The sequence below is a fragment of the Pseudomonas sp. 20-5 genome (assembly GCF_056782835.1).
Map to the genome: position 1 here is coordinate 2,095,209 of NZ_CM165584.1, position 15,915 is coordinate 2,111,123.

The 15,915-nt window shown below is 67.2% G+C and carries 15 protein-coding genes and 1 tRNA gene; 8 read left to right on the top strand and 8 right to left on the bottom strand.

The window, feature by feature from the left end:
- Window positions 1-182: 182 nt before the first annotated feature.
- The 4 genes from opdQ to AC1RB9_RS09820 all read right to left on the bottom strand — a co-directional run bounded on the left by opdQ (window position 183) and on the right by AC1RB9_RS09820 (window position 4,028).
- Window positions 183-1,448 carry a porin OpdQ gene (opdQ, locus tag AC1RB9_RS09805; RefSeq protein WP_003091257.1) on the bottom strand — a complete coding sequence of 422 codons (1,266 nt, stop codon included), beginning with the start codon at window positions 1,446-1,448 and terminating at the stop codon, window positions 183-185.
- 168 nt (window positions 1,449-1,616) lie between these two features.
- Window positions 1,617-2,483: an MBL fold metallo-hydrolase gene (locus AC1RB9_RS09810; protein WP_003109616.1), complete on the bottom strand. Its 867-nt coding sequence runs from the start codon at window positions 2,481-2,483 to the stop codon at window positions 1,617-1,619.
- A complete protein-coding gene (locus AC1RB9_RS09815; protein ID WP_003143643.1) occupies window positions 2,483-3,415 on the bottom strand; it encodes a pyridoxamine 5'-phosphate oxidase family protein in 933 nt (310 codons plus the stop codon). Before AC1RB9_RS09815 ends, AC1RB9_RS09810 begins: the two co-directional genes overlap by 1 nt.
- Before the next feature lie 16 nt (window positions 3,416-3,431).
- Window positions 3,432-4,028: a glutathione S-transferase family protein gene (locus AC1RB9_RS09820; protein ID WP_124123106.1), complete on the bottom strand. Its 597-nt coding sequence runs from the start codon at window positions 4,026-4,028 to the stop codon at window positions 3,432-3,434.
- A 165-nt stretch (window positions 4,029-4,193) separates the two neighbouring features.
- Here AC1RB9_RS09820 and AC1RB9_RS09825 point away from each other — a divergent pair, with 165 nt between their 5' ends.
- The 3 genes from AC1RB9_RS09825 to AC1RB9_RS09835 all read left to right on the top strand — a co-directional run bounded on the left by AC1RB9_RS09825 (window position 4,194) and on the right by AC1RB9_RS09835 (window position 6,807).
- The gene (locus AC1RB9_RS09825; protein ID WP_003103255.1) at window positions 4,194-4,751 is read left to right on the top strand and encodes a TetR/AcrR family transcriptional regulator; all 558 of its coding nucleotides are present in this window, start codon (window positions 4,194-4,196) and stop codon (window positions 4,749-4,751) included.
- A gap of 45 nt (window positions 4,752-4,796) precedes the next feature.
- Window positions 4,797-5,036 (top strand): glutaredoxin family protein, encoded by a 240-nt coding sequence (locus AC1RB9_RS09830; RefSeq protein ID WP_003113967.1) that lies wholly within the window; start codon window positions 4,797-4,799, stop codon window positions 5,034-5,036.
- Between the two features lie 367 nt (window positions 5,037-5,403).
- Complete coding sequence (locus tag AC1RB9_RS09835; protein WP_003452495.1) at window positions 5,404-6,807, top strand: cytochrome-c peroxidase; 1,404 nt, start codon at window positions 5,404-5,406, stop codon at window positions 6,805-6,807.
- A 57-nt stretch (window positions 6,808-6,864) separates the two neighbouring features.
- On the opposite strand, the gene AC1RB9_RS09840 is transcribed toward AC1RB9_RS09835, so the two are convergent.
- From AC1RB9_RS09840 to mobA, 3 genes are all read right to left on the bottom strand, one after another.
- A tRNA-Pro gene (locus tag AC1RB9_RS09840) sits at window positions 6,865-6,941 on the bottom strand.
- A gap of 153 nt (window positions 6,942-7,094) precedes the next feature.
- Window positions 7,095-7,316 (bottom strand): YgdI/YgdR family lipoprotein, encoded by a 222-nt coding sequence (locus tag AC1RB9_RS09845; RefSeq protein ID WP_003091247.1) that lies wholly within the window; start codon window positions 7,314-7,316, stop codon window positions 7,095-7,097.
- Between the two features lie 131 nt (window positions 7,317-7,447).
- Window positions 7,448-8,044, bottom strand: coding sequence for a molybdenum cofactor guanylyltransferase MobA (mobA, locus tag AC1RB9_RS09850; RefSeq protein ID WP_003109495.1), 597 nt, complete (start codon window positions 8,042-8,044; stop codon window positions 7,448-7,450).
- 66 nt (window positions 8,045-8,110) lie between these two features.
- Between mobA and moaB the strand changes: the two genes are divergently transcribed.
- Together moaB and AC1RB9_RS09860 are read left to right on the top strand one after the other, a co-directional pair.
- A complete protein-coding gene (gene moaB, locus AC1RB9_RS09855) occupies window positions 8,111-8,650 on the top strand; it encodes a molybdenum cofactor biosynthesis protein B (RefSeq protein ID WP_003091240.1) in 540 nt (179 codons plus the stop codon).
- Entirely contained in the window at window positions 8,647-9,864 is a 1,218-nt protein-coding gene (locus AC1RB9_RS09860) for a molybdopterin molybdotransferase MoeA (RefSeq protein ID WP_003116473.1), read from the top strand. Before moaB ends, AC1RB9_RS09860 begins: the two co-directional genes overlap by 4 nt.
- A gap of 28 nt (window positions 9,865-9,892) precedes the next feature.
- On the opposite strand, the gene gliR is transcribed toward AC1RB9_RS09860, so the two are convergent.
- Window positions 9,893-10,924: an AraC family transcriptional regulator GliR gene (gliR, locus tag AC1RB9_RS09865; RefSeq protein ID WP_003452494.1), complete on the bottom strand. Its 1,032-nt coding sequence runs from the start codon at window positions 10,922-10,924 to the stop codon at window positions 9,893-9,895.
- 176 nt (window positions 10,925-11,100) lie between these two features.
- On the opposite strand from gliR, the gene AC1RB9_RS09870 reads away from it, so the two are divergent.
- The 3 genes from AC1RB9_RS09870 to AC1RB9_RS09880 are packed head-to-tail and all read left to right on the top strand — an operon-like array spanning window position 11,101 to window position 15,862.
- Window positions 11,101-12,696 (top strand): FAD-binding oxidoreductase, encoded by a 1,596-nt coding sequence (locus tag AC1RB9_RS09870; RefSeq protein WP_003143646.1) that lies wholly within the window; start codon window positions 11,101-11,103, stop codon window positions 12,694-12,696.
- 5 nt (window positions 12,697-12,701) lie between these two features.
- The gene (locus AC1RB9_RS09875; RefSeq protein WP_003452493.1) at window positions 12,702-14,282 is read left to right on the top strand and encodes a glycerol-3-phosphate dehydrogenase/oxidase; all 1,581 of its coding nucleotides are present in this window, start codon (window positions 12,702-12,704) and stop codon (window positions 14,280-14,282) included.
- 20 nt (window positions 14,283-14,302) lie between these two features.
- A complete protein-coding gene (locus AC1RB9_RS09880; protein WP_003452492.1) occupies window positions 14,303-15,862 on the top strand; it encodes an FGGY-family carbohydrate kinase in 1,560 nt (519 codons plus the stop codon).
- The last annotated feature ends 53 nt before the right edge of the window (window positions 15,863-15,915 follow it).

Genomic DNA, 15,915 nt, shown 5'->3' on the forward strand with positions numbered 1-15,915 from the left:
GGGCGGACTTCCTTGGTCCGGTGGGGTATCGGCGGATAACGCCCCAGGCGCTATCCGTCCTGCACGCTGCGAGCGAGGCATCCCGCCATGAAAGAGGCCACCCAAGGGTGGCCTCTTCGTTCCGCCGCGGGGCTCTGGGGAGGGGCGGATGGCCGTAGCGCGGCTATCCGCGGGGCCTGCCGTTACCAGAGCGGCAGCGTGTAGCTGACGATCAGGCGATTTTCGTCGTAGTCGTTGGTGTAGTTGGTGCGCATGGTCGCGTTGCGCCACTTCACCCCGAGGTTCTTCAACGGGCCGCTCTGGAACACGTAGGCGATGTCCATGTCGCGTTCCCATTCCTTGCCTTCGCCCGAGGTGGTCAGCAGGTCGATGTTGTCGCCCTTGACGTAGCGGGTCATGAAGGTCAGGCCGGGAATGCCGACGCCGGCGAAGTTGTAGTCGTAGCGCGCCTGCCAGGATTTCTCGTCCTTGTTGGCGAAGTCGCCGATCTGGATGAAGTTCACCAGGTAGGGGTCGGCGCCGTTGATGTAGGCGAAGCCGGTGTCGCCGCTCATCTTCTGGTAGCCGACGCCGAAGGCGTGGTAGCCGAGGCTGTAGGTGAACATGGCGTTGAGCGCCTTGTTGTCGACGTTGCTGGAACCGTCGTCGGTGGAGCGCGCCCAGCGGATGTCGGATTTCAGCGACTGCTTGTCGGCGATCGGCAGGGTGTGCACCAGGCCGAGGTAATGCTGCTTGTAGAAGTTGTCGAGCTTGCCGTAGTGGTAGCTGGTGCTGAGGTTGTCGGTCCACTTGTAGCTGCCGCCGGCGAAGTCGAACTTGTCCGAAGTCAGCCCGGAACGGACCACGATGTTGCGCTTGCCGCCACCGGTGATGGTCATGTCCTCGTTGTCCGAGGAGTCGCGCTGGTTGACCTTCTTCAGGCGCCCGGCGTCGAGGGTCAGGCCGTCGATCTCCATGGAGTTCAGCGCGCCGCCCTGGAAGGTCTGTGGCAGCAGGCGGCTGTCGTTGGGCATGATCACCGGCAGCTTGGGGGTCAGGGTGCCGATCTTCAGGGTGCTCTTCGACGCCCGCAGCTTGGCGGTGATCCCTGCCTCGCCATAGTCGTCCTGGGCGCGGCCGGTCTCGCGGTCGCGCTTGAGCAGGCCGGTGCCGCTGCGGTCGGGGCTGGAATCGAGCTTCACCCCGAGCAGGCCGATGGCGTCGACGCCGAAACCGATGGTGCCCTCGGTGTAACCGGACTCGTAGCGCAGGAGGAAGCCCTGGGCCCATTCCTCGGCCTTGGACTGGCTGGCGCCTTCCTGGCGGAAATCACGGTTGAAGTAGAAGTTGCGGAGTTCGATGCTGGCCTTGCTGTCCTTGATGAACTCGGCATGGGCCAGGGTTGGGACGGTAATGCTGGAACCCAGCGCGGCAAAAGCCACGGCACGGGCGATCGGGGTCATGCTCATTGTTATTGTCTCCTCGAGCGCTTGGGGCAGGCCGATGGCGGCGGCGTGACGCCACGTCGGCCTGTGACAGCCCGGTTACTTAAGCACTACAGGAAGACGGCCACTGTTAGACATTAGTCGAGGGTGGCCGCGAATTGGCACGAACCCTGTCTAGGACGGGCTTTCCCGCTATTCCAGCCAGTGCGGGAAGTAGCCCAGGGCGGCCTGGACCCGCGCATCGTGCGCCGGAATCACGCTCAGGCGCGGGTCGCTGCGGAGCAGCAGGCGGATCTTCGCCAGTTGCGCGAGGGTGCGCGCGGGATCGCGATCGACCAGGGCGCGGCCGGCGAAGAATTTCTGCCGTGGGCCTTCGACGCCTTCGAGTCGCCAACTGGTGTCGCCGCTGAAGAACAGCCGGCGCCCGCTGTCGAGGGTGACGAACAGACCGACCGAGCCGGGCGTATGGCCGGGCAGGGGGACCAGCACCAGGCGGCCGTCGCCAAACAGGTCGAGGCTTTCGTCGAAGCCCATGAACGGCTGCGGATCGAAGCTGTAAGGTCGCCAGCGCACGCCATGGCGGAATTGGCTGGGGAAGGCGGCCGGCGGGGTGGCGATGCGGCTGAAGGCGATCTCCTCGTAGGGTGCCCAGACCGGTACTTCGGGGAAGTCGACCAGGCCCGAGGCGTGATCCCAGTGTGCGTGGGACAGCAGGATGCGATCGACGCGAATACCGGCTGCGTCCAGTTGGTCGCGCGCCGGGACGACTTTCTGGTAAGCGAACAGCGGCGCTGCCCACCAAGGCATGTCGGCGCGGAACTGGGCGTCGATGTCGCGCCCCAGGCCAGTGTCGAAGAGCAGGGTGGCGGCGTGGTGCTCGATCAGCACCGCGGTATGGCTGAGCGGCACCCGGCGCACCCAGGAGCCGCCGTCGACGGTGAGCGCATCGAGGGTTTCCACTCCCGAGGTGCGCAACAGGGCGACTCGCATTTCCGCCGCCTGCACCGGCAGGACGAGGAGGGCGATCAACAACGAGGCAAGGCGATACAGGAAAGGCATCAAGATTCACCGGGAGGAAGAAAAGGGGATGGCTGGGGCTCGCCGAATGCCAGCGGCAGGCGGCCGCGCCGCCAGCGCCAGCCTGCGGGGCGCAACGCCAGCAGGCGCTCGGCGCCGGCGGGCCAGGGGATGGATGGCTGCGAACCCGGCCAGAACAGCTCGGCCTCGGCGTGCAGGTGCAGCAGGTCGCCATTGTCGAAATCGATGAACAGGAGGCCGCAGCGAGGATCCTGGAGCAGGTTGCCGAGGGTATTGAACAGGCGGTTGCCGGCATAGTCGGGCAACCACAGGCGGCCATCCGCGCCGAGCCGGAGAAAGCCCGGCGGCCCGCCCCGATGGGAGACGTCGACGCCGCCTCTGAGCGGGTCGGCATGCTGGCTGGCGATGAACAGCGTATCGCTGCGCGAGACCAGCGACAGCCAGCGTGGATCGAGTCCTTCGCCCTGCAACGCGGGACTTGCGATCCTGGAGACGGGCTGGTGGCTGCGCGCCTGGATGTACTTGGGGCAGTTTCCGAAGGATTGCTCGACACCGACCGTGAAACCCTTTCCGTCCCGCGCCAGGACCCGACCATTCATGCGGTTGCGGCGGCGGGTCGGCCATTCCAGGCCGAGGATGCCGAGGCGGGTGCCAGCCTCGAGATTGGCCGCCAGCGGATCGTCCGCTTGCGGCAGGTTGTCGATGCGCAGGCGGGTCGGTTCCGGCGAACGGGCGAAGCCGGGGGGGCCCCAGAGCACCGAGGCGCTGGGGTAGCCGTCGGCGTCGAGGCTGCCCACCAGCAACAGCGATAGCAGGGCGAAGAACTCCCGGTGCTGGTCCGGCATGAAGGTGCGGATCGCGCGGCTGCCGAAGCCGGCGACCTGTTCGCGAACGCCGGCGCGTTCCTGGATCGCCAGTTCGCCGGCGTGGAAGGGACTCTGTTCCTGGCTCATGCTGCCTCCTGCCGAGCTACAGGCCGGGCATCGGGATGTAGCCGGGCAGCGCGCGGATGCGGGCGATCCAGGCGTTCAGCGCCGGGTAGTGGTCCAGCGCCAGGCCGCCTTCGGGGGCGAGGGCCAGGTAGGGGTAGAGGGCCACGTCGGCGATGCTCGGCTGTTCGCCCTGGGCCAGCCAGCGATGCTCGGCCAGGTGCCGGTCGACCAGGCGCAGCACTTCCAGGCCTCGCTGGTGGGTTTGCTCGCGATCCAGCGGCAGGTTGAAGCGAGTGATCAGCCGGGCGCTGGCCGGGCCGTTCTGCACCTCGTTGGCCGAATAGCTGAGCCAGTAGGCGATGCGGCCCTGGCTGACGGGGTCGAGCGGATACCACTCGGGGCCGGCATGGCGTCGTGCCAGATAGACGAGAATGGCGTGGGAGTCGCCCAGTTGCAGCTCGCCGTCTTCCAGCACCGGGATCTGTCCGCGGGGATTCATGCGGAGGAAGGCCTGGGTCTTGTGCTTGCGGTTGAGGAAATCGACCGGCCGCAGCGTCGCCTCGCGGCCGATGAGGGAGAGGAACAGGCGGACCTTGTAGGCGTTGCCGGAGAGATCCAGGTCATGCAGTTTCATCTGAGGGTTCCAGGCGGGTATTGGTGCCTGGATATTAGACAGACAGGTCTGTATATTTCAAGGCGCGCGTTCGCCTTTTTCCGTCGGTATTCGTCCGGGGAGCGACGCAGAGCGGTTCAAGGGGGCGGCAGGGTCGCGCATAATGGGCCGCTCAGGAGGCTTTCCATGACATCCCGCAAACGCGAGCAACTGCTCAGCACCGCCGTCGACCTGTTCTATCGCGAGGGTTACCACGCCACCGGCATCGACCGCATCCTGGCCGAATCCGGGGTGGCGAAGATGACGCTGTACAAGCACTTTCGCTCGAAGGACGAACTGATCATGGCCGCCCTGGAGGTGCGTCGGCAGCGCACCGCCGAACGCATGCTCGAAGCCGAGGCACGGTTGCAGCCGCGAGCGGCGATCCTGGCGGTGTTCGATGGTCTGCAGGAGTTCCTCCAGGACGAGGCGTTCCGTGGCTGTGCCTTCATCCATGCCGCCGCCGAGTTCCATGAGCGCTCGCATCCGATCCATCGCCAGGCGGCCGAGCAAAAGGCCTTCGTTGAAGCCTATTTCCAGCGCCAGCTGGAGCGCCTGGGCGCGCGTTCGGCGGCACTGCTTGCGCGGCAGTTGCAATACCTGATGGAGGGCGCCCTGGTGATGGCGCACATCCATGGGCCGGCGGATCAGGCTCGCGAGGCCCGGCAGGCGGCCGAAAGTCTGTTGCAGGTCGCTGGCATCTGAGCGCGGGTGCTACCATCGCCGCGAAACACTGCACAGGTCCTTTCGATGCCCCCGGAATGCCAACTCTTCGGAACCCTCGGTTGCCACCTCTGCGAAGTCGCGGAGGCGGTGCTGATGCCCTTCGTCGAACATGGCCTGCTGGTCGAACTGGTGGACATCGCCGACGACGAAGCCTGGGTCGAGCACTATGGCCTGCGGATCCCGGTGCTGCGCCGCTGCGACAATGGCGCCGAGCTGAACTGGCCGTTCGAGGCCGAGCAGGTCGCAGCCTTCCTCAGCTGCTGATGCCTATTCATTCGCGCTAAGCGCGGCACCGCTGGTAACCCCGCGCTCTATGCGCAAACCGGACTGCGTTCCGCTTCCTTCCCCCATGCCGCGCGGTGCCTGGCTTCGGCGATGCTGGCGAAGCGATGCATAGGCGTTTCTCAATGGTTTTCATAGCCTGAGTCTATTGGCTCGGCAGGCTACGTTCGGCTAGGCCTAAGGGCGATGGATAAACCCTGAGTTCCCTTCAGGACTGACTGGAAACAGCCGGGAACCCGCGTGGCGCAGGACGCGTCGCAGGTCGTTCGGTCCGCTGTCGCGGACCGCCGGGGTGTGGGGGTCGGGACGACGAGGCTCGGCGTTTCCTCATAACGAAAGAGGACGCCTGATGAAAACGCCCGCCTGGACGCGCCATGCCCTCTGGGTCATGCCGCTCGCCCTGGGGCTGCAATCCGCCGTGGTCGCGGGGGATGAGCAGCCAAGCAAGACTTCCAGCTATTCGCCGGTGGTGATCAATGAGGACTTCGCCACCATCATGAAGCGCATGACGGCGAACAAACCGTCGATCGAACAGGCCCACAAGACGCTTCTCGAGCAGCGTTACGATCTCAGCGACAGGCCGGCCAAGGGCGCCAGCATGACGCGCGGCAAGCCGCTGCAGGAAGGGGTCCGGGTGAAGCTGCCGGCCGGCACCAGCTGGGAGGAACTGGCCAGGCTGAGCCCCGAGGAAATCCGCAAGCAGGGGCTGTTCCCCGGTGGCTTCCTGCCGCTGCCGCACCCTAACCATGCCGAAGGCGGGATGGTCTTTCCCAAGTTCCTCATCGACGAGATCAAGCGCCAGGAAAGCCGCGATCTGACTCGTTTCGACCTCGACTACGACCTGCCGGACCACTTCCTGCCGGAATTCCCGGCACCGATGTTCCTTACCACCCGGCCTGACCTGGGCGATGTGTCCAAGGGCAAGCTGGTGACCATCGACAACTATTTCGCGTTGTTCAACGGGATTCTCAATCCCAAGCAGCTGGAAGGGCTGCGCCTGCTGCTAACGGCCTTTCCGCAGCAGCAGTTCAACCTCACCGACGATCGCCGTAGCGAGCATCCGAGCCGCGGCGTAGCCTGCTTCGACTGCCATGCGAACGGCCACACCAATGCCGCTACCCACCTGGCCGGCGATGTGCGCCCGCAGCCGTTCCGCCACCGCATCGACACGCCGACGCTGCGCGGGGTGAACATCCAGCGGTTGTTCGGCTCGCAGAGGGCGCTGAAGACCGTCGAGGACTTCACCGAGTTCGAGCAGCGCGCCGCCTACTTCGACGGTGATCCGGTAATCGCCACCAAGAAGGGGGTGAACGTGCTCGAGCGTGGCAGTCAAGTGCATTTCATGGGTGAGTTCCAGGCGCTGCTGGACTTCCCCCCGGCACCGAAGCTGGATGTGGAGGGGCGGCTCGATCCGGGCAAGGCCAGCGAGCAGGAATTGCGTGGCGAAAAGCTGTTCTACGGCAAGGCGGCCTGCGCCGGGTGCCATGCGCCGCCTTACTTCACCGACAACCTGATGCACAACCTGAAGGTGGAGCGCTTCTACGATCCGAAACTGGTCAATGGCGTGATGGCGTCCGCCGACGGGCCGATCAAGACCTTCCCGTTGCGCGGGATCAAGGATTCGCCGCCGTACCTGCACGACGACCGCCTGCTGACCCTGGAGGACACCGTGGAGTTCTTCAACCTGGTGCTGGAGCGCAAGCTGTCCGCGGAAGAGAAGGGCGACCTGGTGGCCTACCTGCGTACCCTGTGAGAAAGGCCGAATCGCAGGCAATAAAAAACCCGCCGTTGAGGCGGGTTTTTCGGGATATGGTCGGAGCGACTGGATTCGAACCAGCGACCTTCTCGTCCCGAACGAGACGCGCTACCAAGCTGCGCTACGCTCCGTTTTGTTGGGGCGCATTCTACAGAAAAAGTTTTGGTACACAAGGGGTTAGATGAATTTTTTTTCGAGCCCCGGTTTCCCCGGGCGAAAAAGCAAAGACCCCGTCGCTCGTTCGAGTCGACGGGGTCTTCAGGAAAACCTGTTACGCGACGGTATCAGAGTTCCTTGACGGTGCGGACCTGGTCCTTGTTCACGCGGGCGCGCTTGCCGTCGAGCTGTTCGAACTCGTAGAAGCCGGAATCCTCGTCATAGGAAGGGGTGTCTACGGCCTGGATTTCACGTCCGTCGTTGAGGGTGATCACGGTAGGGCTGGAACAACCCGCGAGGGCGCCGAGGCCTACGGCGAGGAGGAGGGCGGGTAGCATCCGCTTGATCATTGCGCAGTTCTCCTGTGCGGTCAGACTTTGAAGTTACGAGTTTCTGACAGACGAGTTCTAGGAAGAGTTCCCCCCTAAAAACGAGTGTTCCCCCCACCTTCGAGAAAATTCGACTCGACGTCCCTTCCGTTTTACTTCAGTTCGCGGTGATTAGCCAACAGCTCGGGGGTGTTCAGGTTGGCCAGCCGCGGATCGCCCGCGGCCAGCTCGATGGCCTCCGCGCCAAGCGGCAACAGGACGTGGCGTGGGCTACGGTCGCCCTGGCGCCAGGCGTGTTCTATCTCTTCGGCCAGGTGCGTCGGGATCAGGCTGAACAGCGGTTCCCACTGGCCGCCGCAGCGCAGCATCCAGGGGCGCGCCGGTGTGCGGCCGGCGGCCTGCAGCAGGGTTTCCAGCAAGGCGCGGTCGATGCGCGGCGCGTCGCAGGGCAGCACCAGCAGCCAGGGATGCCGGGCCACCGCCAGGCCGGCGCGGATGCCGGCGAGCGGGCCGGGGAAGTCTCGGCTGTCGTCGCTCACCAGGCGGTCGGCATAGGCCGCATAGCGTTCCTGGTTGCGGTTGCAGGAGACGATCAGGTCATCGGTGAGCGGGCGCACCAGGCGATGCAGGTGGGCGATCAGGGGCAGGCCCTGCCACTCGATCAGGCCCTTGTCGCGACCGCCCATGCGCTGGCCGCGGCCTCCCGCCAGGAGAAGGATGGAGCAGGGGGGCAGGGCGCTATCGGGCATCTGGGGTCTCCGTGTCGGGCCTGTGATATAACACCGCGATCACGTCCACAAGCAAGGGCCAACCCCATGAGCCACAAGGCCGAAACGGCATTCGTGCCGTTGAACATCGCCGTCCTGACCGTCAGCGATACCCGTACCCTGGAAACCGATACTTCAGGCCAGTTGTTCGTCGACCGCCTGACCGAGGCCGGGCACAACCTGGCCGCTCGCGTGCTGCTGAAGGATGACCTATACCGGATCCGCGCACAGGTCGCGACCTGGATCGCCGAGGATAGCGTGCAGGTCGTGCTGATCACCGGCGGCACCGGTTTCACCGGCCGCGACAGCACCCCGGAAGCGGTGGCCTGCCTGCTGGACAAGCAGGTGGACGGCTTCGGCGAGCTGTTCCGGCAGATTTCGCTGGCCGACATCGGTACCTCCACCATCCAGTCGCGGGCCCTGGCCGGGCTTTCCAACGGCACCCTGGTCTGCTGCCTGCCGGGCTCCACCAACGCCTGCCGCACTGCCTGGGAAGGCATCCTCGTCGAGCAACTGGACGCCCGTCATCGCCCGTGCAACTTCGTCCCGCACCTGAAACAGGCGGCGCCCTGCGAGAGCCGCGGGTGAGCGGCTGCTGCGAACAGCCGGGGCTGATGCCGGTCGAGACGGCGCTGGAACGGCTCCTCGAACTGGCCGCGCAAACGCCTATCGATACGTGTGAGCAGGTGCCCCTGGAGCAGGCTGGCGGCCGCGTGCTGGCGGTCGACCTGCTGGCCGGCCTGGACCTGCCGCCGTGGCCGAACAGCGCCATGGACGGCTACGCCTTGCGCCTCGCCGACTGGAACGGCGAGCCACTGCCGGTCAGCCAGAAGATCTTTGCCGGACAGGCGCCGAAGCCGCTGCAAGCGGATACCTGTGCGCGGATCTTCACCGGTGCGCCGCTGCCCGAAGGCGCCGATCTGGTAGAGATGCAGGAAAACGCCGAAGCGCTCGACGATGGCCGCGTGCGCTTCACCCAGCCGTTGCGCGTGGGCCAGCATGTGCGCCCGCGTGGCCAGGAAATCCGCCAGGGCGACCTGGTCCTGCCGGCCGGCACGCGCCTGCGCTCCATCGAACTGGGGTTGGCGGCTTCGCTCGGCTACGCGGCCCTGGAGGTGCGACGCAAGCCGCGGGTGGCGCTGCTGTCCACCGGCGACGAGCTGGTCGAGGCGGGCCAGCCGCTGCAGGCCGGGCAGATCTACAACAGCAACCGTCCGTTGCTCAAGGATTGGCTGCAACGCCTGGGCTGTGACGTGCTCGACGCCGGCATCCTTCCCGACGACCTGGCACGTACCCGCGAGCGCCTGGCCGGGTTGGCCGGGGTGGACCTGATCCTGTCCACCGGCGGCGTATCGGTGGGCGAGGCCGACTTCCTTGGCATGGCGCTGCGCGAAGCCGGCGAGCTGACCCTCTGGAAGCTGGCGATAAAACCCGGCAAGCCGCTGACCGTCGGCCAGTTCCAGGGCATCCCGGTGATCGGCCTGCCGGGCAATCCGGCTTCGACCCTGGTCACCTTCGCCCTGCTGGCGCGTCCCTACCTGCTGCGCCGGCTTGGCGTGGCGCAGGTCGCGCCGCTGCGGGTGGAGGTACCGGCCGGCTTTGCCTGGACCAAGGCGGGGCAGCGTCGCGAGTACCTGCGTGGTCGCCTGGAGCAGGGCCGCGCGGTGCTCTATCCGAACCAGAGTTCCGGGGTACTGCGCAGCGCTTCCTGGGCCGAGGGGCTGGTGGAGGTCCGCGAGGGACGTACCCTCGTGGAGGGCGAGGGCGTGGCGTTCATTCCGCTGAGCGAACTGCTCGATTGAGCCGACGGCGGCCGGATGGCCGCCGTTCTCATTGCGCCGCCGGCTCCTTGCGCCGTTGCCGGTACTCGCCGGGCGTCTGCCCGGTCCAACCCTTGAAACTGCGATGGAACGAGCGCGACTCGGTAAAGCCCAGGTACTGGGCGATGTCCTGGATCGGCAGCTCGCTATGCAGCAGGTAGTGCTCGGCCAGTTCGCGGCGCAGTTCGTCGAGGGTCTGCTGGTAGCTGCTGCCGGCTTGCTGCAGGTGGCGTTGCAGGGTGCGTACGGTCATGCCGAACTTCTCCGCCACCCGTTCCTTGCGCGGCAGGCCGTCCTTGAGTAGCTGGCGCAGGGCGTTCTTCACCCGCAGCGGCAGCGGCTCGTCATCGTCCAGCTCGGCCATCAGCGCCAGGGCATGTTCCTCCAGAGTGCGCAGCAGCGTCGCGTCGGCCTGGCGCAGCGGCAGCGCCAGGTAGTCCAGCGGTACCAGCAGCGCCGAACAGGGTTGGGCGAAGCGTACCGGACAGCCGAAGAAGGTCTCGTAGTCTTCCACGCGGATTCCGTCCGGCAGGTCGTGTTCCAGCCAGACCTCGTCCGGCGAACCTTCCAGGTCGGCGATCCAGCGCGCGTAGAGGACCCAGGAAGCCAGGACGTGCTCGACCATGTGGCGCCGTACCAGGGGTGTCTGGTGGCGGCAGTTCCAGATCAGCCGGACCTGCCCGCCGGCCGCCTCGATGCGGCTGGTGCCCATGTCGCCGACCAGCTTCTCGTAGGGCGTGATGCGGCTCATGGCCTCGCCCAGGGTGGCGCAGTTCATCGCGATGTAGCCGAGCACGCTCCAGGAGCCGGGCTGGACGAAACGCGCCGAATGCAGGCCGAACAGGGGATCGCCGGAATGCTCGCAGAAATAGCCGAGCAGGCGCTCGTGGGCTTCGCCCGGCAGGCGCTGGCGATTGTCGTTGAGCTGGTCGGCCTGGAGGCCGGCGGCGGCCAGGGCAGGGGCGATGTCCAGGCCGAGCCGTTCGGCATGGCGCAGGTATTTCAGCAGGGCCGGAACCGAGGTGGAGCCAAGGGTCTGCATGGTCGTTGTTCTTGTCGTGGCGGGTGGAACAGGCCGTCCGGCGTGCGTGCCGGCTGTCTTGATCGGTCACAGGGAGTGTCTCGATCCGACAGTGACAGGCGAGGGCGGCTGGCTAGTATAGGCAGCCAGAAAGGTTCCGATAAACAGGTTGCCGCGACAAGCGAGGGGAGAGGTTCATGCGCCGTTGGAATGGCTGGGGCGAAGAAAGCACCGTGGTCGAATTGCCGGACAGCGCCCGTGGGTTCCTGGCGGAACTGGTCGGGCAGGGCGCACGCTTGCCGGACGCCAGCCTGGAGGCGGCGCTGGCGAAGGTCCCGGCGTCGCGCCTGGAGGCCGATCCGCGCTACAGCATCGACCCCCGTGAGCGTCTGCTGCATGCCCGCGGGCAGAGCCTGCCGGACTGGCTGGCGATGCGCGAGGGCGACTTCGGCGTCTACCCGGACGCCGTGGCCTATCCGGAAACCGCCGAACAGATCCGCGAGTTGCTGGCCCTGGCCGACTCCCGCGACCTGCAACTGATTCCCTATGGCGGCGGTACTTCCGTGGCCGGCCATATCAATCCGCAAGCCTCGCGGCGGCCGGTACTGACGGTCTCGCTGGAGCGCATGAACCGCCTGCTCGATCTGGACCGCGAGAGCCTGGTCGCGACCTTCGGCCCCGGCGCCGCCGGCCCGCAGGTGGAGAGCCAGTTGCGTGCGCTGGGCTACACGCTCGGGCATTTCCCGCAGTCCTGGGAGTTGTCGACCCTCGGTGGCTGGGTCGCCAGCCGCTCCAGTGGCCAGCAGTCGCTGCGCTACGGGCGGATCGAACAACTTTTCGCCGGCGGGACCCTGGAGACCTTCGCCGGGCCGCTTGAAATCGCTACCTTCCCGGCATCCGCGGCGGGACCGGACCTGCGCGAACTGGTGCTGGGCTCTGAGGGACGCTTCGGGATCATTTCCTCGGTGAAGGTGCGGGTCTCGCCGCTGGCCGAGGACGAGCGCTTCTACAGCGTCTTCCTGCCGAACTGGCAGCAGGCCCTGCAAGCCACCCGCGAGCTGGCCCAGGCGCGCGTGCCGCTGTCGATGCTGCGACTGTCCAACGCCGTGGAAACCATGACCCAACTGGCCCTGGCCGGCCATCCCGGACAGATCGCCTGGCTGGAGAAATACCTGGCGCTGCGCGGCGCGGGCGAGGGCAAGTGCATGCTGACCTTCGGCGTGACCGGCAACCGCCGGCAGAACGGATTGTCGCTGAGCCAGGCGAAGGCCTTGCTGAAACGCTTCGGCGGGGTCTTCACCGGCACCCTGCTGGGGCGCAAGTGGGCGCAGAACCGCTTCCGCTTCCCCTACCTGCGCGAGGCCCTGTGGCAGGCGGGCTACGCCGTGGACACCCTGGAGACCGCCACCGACTGGAGCAACGTCGACGGCCTGCTGCAGAAGATCGAGGCCAGCCTGCGCGACGGCCTGGCCGCCGAGGGCGAGAAAGTCCATGTGTTCACCCACCTCTCGCATGTCTATGGCGAGGGGTCGAGCATCTATACCACCTACGTGTTCCGTCCGGCCGCGAGCTATGCGGCGACGCTGGAGCGCTGGAAGCGTCTCAAGCATGCGGCCAGCCAGGCGATCGTCGACAATCGTGGCACCATCAGCCACCAGCATGGCGTCGGCAAGGACCACGCACCCTACCTGCCCCGCGAGAAGGGCGAACTGGGCGTCGCCGCGCTGCGTGCCATGGCCGGTCACTTCGACCCGGCCGGGCGGCTCAACCGCGGCACCCTGCTGCAGGACTGAGCGGAATGACTTCAGCCTGGAACGAGGAGTGGCGTCGCCGCCGCCTGCCGGCGCTGGCGGGGCAGGAGTGGGACCTGATCGTGGTCGGCGGCGGCATCAGCGGTGCCGGCATCCTCCGCGAAGCCGCGCGGCGCGGCTGGCGCTGCCTGCTGCTGGAGCAGCGGGACTTCGCCTGGGGCACCTCGAGCCGCTCGTCGAAGATGGTCCATGGCGGCCTGCGCTACATCGCCAAGGGCCAGTGGCGGCTGACCCGCGACTCGGTGCGCGAGCGCCAGCGCCTGCTCGGCGAGGCGCCTGGGCTGGTGGAGCCGTTGAGCTTCGTGATGGCCCACTACCGCGGCGGCTTTCCCGGCCCGCGGCTATTCGGCGGCCTGCTGAGCGTGTACGACGCCCTTGCCGGGCGGCGCAACCACCGTTTCTACGACGCCGCTGCGTTGCGCTACCTGGCGCCGGGCCTGAAGGAACAACGGCTGCTCGGCGGCACGCGTTTCTTCGATGCGGTGACCGACGATGCGCGCCTGGTGCTGCGGGTGCTGGCCGAGGCGCGTCACGACGGCGGCGAGGCATTCAACGGCATGCGTGTGCGCGAATTGCTGCGCGAGGGCGGCCAGGTGGTCGGCCTGCGCGCCGAGGACCGCGAGAGCGGCGAGCTTCTCGACTTCCGCTGCCGCGCCCTGGCGCTGGCCACCGGGGCCTGGGCCGATGAGTTGCGCCAGCCCGGCGGAAGCGAGCACATCCGCCCGCTGCGCGGCAGCCATCTATTGCTGCCGGCCTGGCGCCTGCCGGTGGCCCATGCCTTCAGCTTCATGCACGCCACGGACCGGCGACCGGTGTTCGTGTTCCCCTGGGAGGGCGCGACGGTGGTCGGCACCACCGATCTCGACCATCGCGACGGCCTTGGGGAGGACGCGCGGATCAGCCGCGCCGAACTCGCCTACCTGCTGGCGGCCTGCGCCCAGCAGTTTCCCGCCGCCGCCATCGAGGCGCGCGACGTGCTGTCGACCTGGGCCGGCGTGCGACCGGTGGTCAGCAGCGGCGACGACAGCGGCAAGCCTTCCGACGAGAAACGCGAGCATGTGCTCTGGCGCGAGCCGGGCTGCGTGACCCTGGCCGGCGGCAAGCTGACCACCTTCCGGCCGCTGGCGGTGGAGGTGCTACAAGCCTGCGCGCCGCTGCTCGGGCGCACGGTCACGGACGATGGCGCGGCGGTGTTCGGCGCCTGCGAAGGCCCGCTCATCGACGGGCTCGGCAGCGGCCAGCGACGCCGCCTGGCCGGTCGCTACGGACGCGACCTGGTCCGCCTCAAGCGGCTGGTGGACACCCTCGGAACGGACTGCGTGGGTGCCAGCGAAACGCTCTGGGCCGAACTGGCGTTCGCCGCCGAGGCGGAAATGGTGCTGCATCTCGATGACCTGCTGTTGCGCCGCACCCGCCTCGGCCTGCTGTTGCCCGGAGGCGGCGCGGCATACCTGCCGCGTATCCGCGCACTCTGCCAAGCGCGCCTGGGCTGGGACGACCCGCGCTGGGAACGTGAGCAACAGGCCTATCTGGACCTCTGGCGCCGGCACTACAGCCTGCCCGTCTGACCAGCCGAGACGAGAACGAGATGAACGACAAGAACTATCTGCTGGCGATCGACAATGGCACCCAGAGCGTGCGCGCCCTGCTGTTCGACCTGCAGGGCAACCTGCTGGGCAAGGGCAAGGTGGAGCTGGAGGCCTACTACTCGAAGCATCCGGGCTGGGCCGAACAGGACCCCGAGTACTACTGGGCGATGCTCGGCGAGGCCTGTCGGCGGCTCTGGGACCAGGTGGACATCGATCGCGGGCTCATCCGCGGGGTGTCGCTGACCACCCAGCGTGGCACGGTGATCCACGTCGATGCCGAGGGCAGGCCGTTGCGTCCGGCGATCCTCTGGCTCGACCAGCGCCGGGCGGAGGTCCGCGAGCGCATCAGGGGGCCTTGGGGCTGGCTGTTCAAGCTGGTCGGCGCCGAGGGCGCGGTGGAGCATTTCCGCGCCCAGGCCGAGGTCAACTGGGTGGCCCAGGAGCAGCCGGAGATCGCTGCGAAGACCGACAAGGTGTTGCTGCTTTCCGGCTTTCTCAGCTACCGCCTGACCGGCCGTTTCGTCGACTCGGTGGGGTGCTGCGTTGCCTACCTGCCGTTCGACTACAAGCGCCTGCGCTGGGCCGCGCCGCGCGACTGGAAATGGCAGGCGCTGGCGGTACGCCGCGAGCAGTTGCCGGAGCTGTTCAAGCCGGGCGAGCGGCTCGGCGAGATCAGCGCCGAGGCCAGCCGGCACACCGGCATTCCGCAAGGCCTGCCGTTGATCGCCGCGGGGGCCGACAAGGCCTGCGAGGTGCTCGGCGCAGGTGCGCTGGAGCCCACCATCGCCTGCCTCTCCTATGGCACCACGGCGACCATCAACACCACTCGCGCCCGCTACCTGGAAACCGTGCCGCTGATTCCACCCTATCCGGCGGCGATTCCCGATCATTTCAATACCGAGGTGATGATCTATCGCGGCTACTGGATGGTCAGCTGGTTCAAGCGCGAGTTCGGCTTGCGCGAGATGCAGCAGGCGCGCGAGCAGGGGGTCGAGCCGGAGCAACTGTTCGACGAACTGGTCAACGGCGTGCCGCCCGGCTCGATGGGCCTGACCCTGCAACCCTACTGGTCGCCGGGAATCCGCGAACCGGGACTGGAGGCCAAGGGGGCGATGATCGGTTTCGGCGACGTGCATACCCGGGCGCACATCTACCGGGCCATCCTCGAGGGCCTGGCCTATGCCCTGCGCCAGGGCAAGGAGCGCATCGAGAAGCGTTCGGGCACGCCGATCGTGCGCCTGCGCGTGGCCGGCGGCGGCTCGCAGAGCGACGCGGCGATGCAGCTCACCGCCGACATCTTCGGCCTGCCGGCCGAGCGCCCGCATGTCTACGAGGCGTCCGGCCTGGGTGCGGCGATCGACTGCGCGGTGGGGCTCGGCCTCTATCCGGACGTCGCCAGCGCGGTGGCCGGGATGACCCGCGTCGGCCGGGTTTTCCTGCCCCAGGCGGAAGCCCGGCAGATCTACCAGCGGCTCTATGGCGAGGTCTACCTGCGCATGTATCGCCAGTTGCGCCCGCTCTACCGCAGCATTCGCGAGATTACCGGCTACCCTGCCTGAACCGGGCGCCGCACTTCCGTCCCGGATACGCGGTCAATAGGCAAAGACAAGGC